A 4,973-nucleotide genomic window follows, 5' to 3' on the forward strand; every position below is an offset into this window, starting at 1 on the left:
CCTCGGTCCCGCCCGGCGCAGGCGCCGCGGCCCCGGCGCCGCCGAACGGATTCGGGACGTTGGCGCAGCCGGCCACGGCCAGTGCGGCAGCCAGCGGCGCCAGGCGCGCGGCACATCGGGGCAGGTCCATGGGGGTCTCCGGTCGGGTGGACGCGGCATCGTAGCGTCCGATGCGCCGAATTGGCGACGCTCCCGCTCGCTTTTCCGCTCACTGCCGTCGCGGGCGCAGCATGACAATCCGCGCGTGATCCGCCCCGCCCACCTCCTGCGGCCGCGCCAGTGGCCGCTTCGCCTGCAGGCCAGCATGGGCAGCTGCGTGCTGCTGATGCTGCTGTCGCTGGCGATCGGCCAGCTGTGGGCCCGGCGGGCCGCCGACCAGGTGCGCACCGAGGCCGGCGCGGCGCTGCTGCAGACCGCGCGCAACATGGCCGATCGCCTGTCGTACGAGATGGCGGAGCGCACGCGCGACGTGCGCCTGCTGTCGCAGCTCGACGTGCTGCGCGGCACGACCTCGCCGGCCGAGATCCGCGGCGCGCTCGACCGGCTGCGCGCGACCCTGCCCGCCTATGCCTGGATCGGCGTGACCGATGCCGACGGCACCGTGATCGCCGCCACCGACGACGTGCTGCTCGGGCAGTCCATCGCCGCCCGCCCGGTGTTCCTCAATGGCCGCGAAGGCCTGTGGACCGGCGACGTGCACGAGGCGGTGATGCTCGCCCGCTACGCACCGAACTCGCCCGGCGAAGCGGTCAAGTTCGTCGACGTGGCCGCGCCGATCCGGCGCGCCGACGGCAGCCTGGGCGGCGTGATCGCGCTGCACCTGAGCTGGCAATGGGCCGACCAGCTGCGCCGCTCGGTGCTGAACCCGCGCGGCCTGCTGGCCACGCAGCAGCTGTCGGTGTACGGGCCCGATGGGGCGGTGCTGCTGGCGCCGCAGGCCGGCATGGGCCCGACCCTGGCACCGGCGCAGCTCGCCGCGCTGCAGGAGGGCTGGGCCGACACGCTGTGGAGCGACGGCAGGCCCTCGCTGACCGCGGTGGCCGAGAGCCGGCCGCTGCAGCAGTTCAAGGGCTTCCGCTGGCACGTCGTGGCCCGTGACCAGGGCGATGCGACCGCGGCGGCCACGCAGCAGGTGCGCGCCAGCGCGCTGGCCTGGAGCATCGGCATCGGGCTGCTGTGTTCGCTGATCGGCTGCTGGCTGATCGCGCTGCTGGTCGCACCGGTGGAGGAACTCGCGCATGCGCTGYGCGGCACCGCCGCCCGCCCGCGCGCACCCGGTGGGCCGGGCACATCGCTGCCGCGCCGGCGCAACGACGTGCAGCAGATCGCGGCCGCCGTCGCGCAGCTGCAGGACACGCTGAAAGACCGCGAGCAGGCGGTGCAGTCGCTCGAGCAGCGCGCGCTGCGCGATCCGCTGACGGGGTTGTGGAATCGCGGTTTCCTGGCCGAGATGGCCGAGCGCCTGGCCGACGACGTCGATCAGGCGCGGCTCGAGGTCTGCGTGCTGTGCCTGGACCTGGACGCTTTCAAGCCGATCAACGACCGCCATGGCCACGCGGCCGGCGACCAGGTGCTGGTGCAGGTGGCCAGGCGCCTGCGCAAGCTGGCGCGCGAGCAGGATTTCGTGTTCCGCCTCGGGGGCGACGAGTTCCTGGTGCTGATCACCGGCCTGCCGGGTGAAGGCAGCGCGCTGTCGCGCACGCTGGCCGAGCGCATCGTGCGCGACATGCGCCGGCCGATGAGCTACCTGACGCTGAACAACCTGCGGGTGGGCTGCAGCATCGGCGCCGCCGTCTGGCCGACGCACGGCGCGACGCTGGCCGAGGCGATGCGCCATGCCGACGAGGCGCTGTACGCCGCGAAGCACGCCGGGCGGGGGCAGTTCAGGCAGTACGCCGGGGTGTCGGGCTGAGGCGCTGAGGCCGGCGCTCAGGCGAAGCTGCGGCAATCCGCCAGCGGCAGGCCGCAGCCGTGCGGGTCCTCCGCGGCGAGCCAGGCCGCGGACACCTCGGTCGAGCTGCCGAGGAAGCGCTCGATCCACAGCATGAAGCCGTCGATGTCGAGCCTCGTCATCGGCATCGCCGACATGCTCAGCATCTCGCCGGTGTAGGCGTTCCAGCAGACCTCGAAGCGGGGATCGTCGCGCTGGGCGCGCGACAGGCAGCGCCAGTAGAGCTCATGCCCCGGCACCGCGACCAGCGAATGGCCCACCTGGGTGCCGATGCGCACGCATTCGAAGCGCGCGTCGAAGAAGAGGTCCACCGCGAAGCGGTCGTTGCAGACGAAGCGCGCCTGGTCACCCGCCACGCTGAAGGGCGAACTGCCGATGCGGCGGGCAAATTCGTCCAGGAGGATCTGCAAGGCGCTCACGTACCACTCGCGCTGTGGAGGCGCGGCGTCAGTAACGCGGACGTGCGCCGGGTTCCCTCGGGCGACACGACCGGCCGCACACAATGGGGGTCGCATGGACACCCCTCAGAAAGTGAACCGACGACGTGGGCGCGTTACTCAGCACGCGCCCCTCTCGGGGCATTCGATTCAACGGACCGCCTGACCCGGAAATCCCATGTCCCCTGTATCKCTCCCTACCGTCAAACCGCATGCAGCCCAGCGGATCGGCACCACCGCCCCGCTGGTGGTGCAGCACACGCCGGGACACCTGGGTCCCTACAGCATCACACCCGCGGAGCCGGGACCGGCCTGGGCCAGCCGCTATCGGCCGACGAACGATCGGCCGGCGAACGACGGCAACACGCCGCCGCCCGCCGAACCGGGTCAGTGAGCCCCGCCCCCACCGCCACCGGCGCCACCCTTCTTGGGCCGCGTCATCCACACCAGCCCGATCAGCAGCAGGAACAGCGCTGACGACAGGTAGAACAGGTCGGTCGCCGCCATCGTGTAGGCCTGCTGGTCGACCAGCCGGTTCACCGTCGCGAGCGCCTGGTCGGGGCTGTAGCCGCTGGCGCCGAGGTTCGACAGTGTCTGCGTCGCCGCAATGCTGTTGCCGTTCACCGTCTCGGCGATCTGCGCATGGTGCAGCACCGCGCGGTTCTCCCAGGCCGTCGTGAAGATCGACGTCCCGATCGCGCCGGCCGTGATCCGCACGAAGTTGCTCAGGCCGRCCGCGGCGGCCATCTGCTGCGGCTGCAGGCCCGAGAAGATGATGGCCTGCAGCGGGATGAAGAAGAACGCCATCGCCGCGCCCTGCAGGATCGTCGGCACCAGGATGGTGTTGAAGTCGGCCTGCGTATTGAAATGCGAGCGCATCCACAGCACCAGCGCAAAGCCGAGGAAGGCCACCGTGCCCAGGCGCCGCGGATCGATCTTGCCGATGTTCTTGCCCACCCACGGCGACAGCAGGATCGCGAGGATCCCCACCGGCGCCAGCGCGATGCCGGCCCAGGTGGCGGTGTAGCCCATGTACTGCTGCAGCCACAGCGGCATCAGCACCACGTTGCCGAAGAACACGCCGTAGCCCACCGACAGCGCCACCGTGGCGAGCCAGAAGTTGCGCCGCGCGAACAGCCGCAGGTCGACGATCGGGTTCTTCTCGGTCAGCTCCCACGCGAGGAAGAACAGGAAGCCCACCACCGCGACGACGGCCAGCGTGATGATCTGGCTGGACTGGAACCAGTCGAGCTCCTTGCCCTTGTCGACCATCACCTGCAGCGCACCGACCCACAGCACCAGCAAGCCCAGGCCGACGTAGTCGAGCGGCACCTTCTGCGGCACGGCGTCACGGGTGCGGTAGATCGACCAGGTGAACATCGCCGCGAGGATGCCGACCGGGATGTTGATGTAGAAGATCCACGGCCACGAGATGTTGTCGGTGATCCAGCCGCCCAGCAGCGGGCCGACCACCGGCGCGACCAGCACCGTCATCGCCCACATCGCCATCGCGGTGCCGGCCTTGGCGGCCGGGTAGCTCGCCAGCAGCAGCGTCTGCGACAACGGGATCATCGGGCCGGCCACCAGGCCCTGCAGCACGCGGAACGCGATCAGCGTCTCGATGTTCGGCGCCAGGCCGCACAGCCACGACGAGAACACGAACAGCAGGATGCTCGCCATGAACAGGCGCACCGGGCCGAAGCGGCGCGTGAACCAGCCGGTCAGCGGCACCGAGATCGCGTTGGCCACGCCGAACGAGGTGATGACCCAGGTGCCCTGGTTCGGGCTCACGCCCATGTCGCCGGCGATGGCCGGGATCGAGACGTTGGCGATCGAGCTGTCGAGCACGTTCATGAACGTCGCGAGCGACAGCGCGATCGTGCCGAGGACCAGCTGGCTGCCGGTCAGCGGCGGATGGGCCACCGGACGCGGCGGCGCGACCGGGGCGGGCGMAGGCGCCGGCGCTTCGGCGCCGGACACCGCATCGGCGGTGGTGGAGGACATGGGAAGGCTCCGCGGATCTCTGGGGCTGGCTTACTGCTTGACCGGGGTCAGCTTGACCGCGGCGGCGACGGCGCTCGACGCAACCGTCTCGCCCGCGGCGGCGGCCGGCGTCRCCGCCTCGCTGCGGCGTGCCGCCACCTTGGTGTCGGGCTTCAGCGCATGGCCGAGGTTGCTCGCGATGATCTTGCGCACCTCGCCGTCGGCCGCCTGGTTGACCAGGTCGAACACCGCCGTCTGCGCGACCGCCGAGCTGCGCTGCACATCGGCCAGCATCTTGCCGTCGGTGTTGCTCACGTCGACCTTGGCGTCCATCGACAGGCCCACGCGCAGCGGGTGCTCGGCAAGCTCCTTCGGGTCGAGCGCGACGCGCACCGGCACGCGCTGCACCACCTTGATCCAGTTGCCGGTGGCGTTCTGCGCCGGCAGCAGCGAGAACGCCGAGCCGGTGCCGGCGCCGAGTCCTTCGATCCGGCCGCGGTACTCGACCTTCTTGCCGTACACGTCGGCCTGCAGCGTGACCGGCTGGCCGATGCGCAGGTTCTTCAGCTGGCTTTCCTTGAAGTTGGCATCGACCCACAGCT

3 protein-coding genes and 1 pseudogene are annotated in these 4,973 nt (G+C 70.9%); 1 reads left to right on the forward strand and 3 read right to left on the reverse strand.

Annotated features, from left to right (window positions below):
• Nucleotides 1-244 precede the first annotated feature (244 nt).
• Nucleotides 245-1,912, forward strand: coding sequence for a sensor domain-containing diguanylate cyclase (locus AC1D12_RS24560; RefSeq protein WP_477843446.1), 1,668 nt, complete (start codon nucleotides 245-247; stop codon nucleotides 1,910-1,912).
• 17 nt (nucleotides 1,913-1,929) lie between these two features.
• Here AC1D12_RS24560 and AC1D12_RS24565 read toward each other — a convergent pair whose 3' ends face one another.
• The 3 genes and pseudogenes from AC1D12_RS24565 to AC1D12_RS24575 form a co-directional block, all read right to left on the reverse strand.
• Complete coding sequence (locus tag AC1D12_RS24565) at nucleotides 1,930-2,370, reverse strand: hypothetical protein (protein WP_477843447.1); 441 nt, start codon at nucleotides 2,368-2,370, stop codon at nucleotides 1,930-1,932.
• A gap of 405 nt (nucleotides 2,371-2,775) precedes the next feature.
• Nucleotides 2,776-4,392, reverse strand: coding sequence for a DHA2 family efflux MFS transporter permease subunit (locus tag AC1D12_RS24570; protein WP_477843449.1), 1,617 nt, complete (start codon nucleotides 4,390-4,392; stop codon nucleotides 2,776-2,778).
• Between the two features lie 30 nt (nucleotides 4,393-4,422).
• A pseudogene (locus AC1D12_RS24575) lies at nucleotides 4,423-4,973 on the reverse strand (EmrA/EmrK family multidrug efflux transporter periplasmic adaptor subunit); the annotation flags it as partial.

This window comes from Rhizobacter sp. P1_G5, from assembly GCF_056405435.1.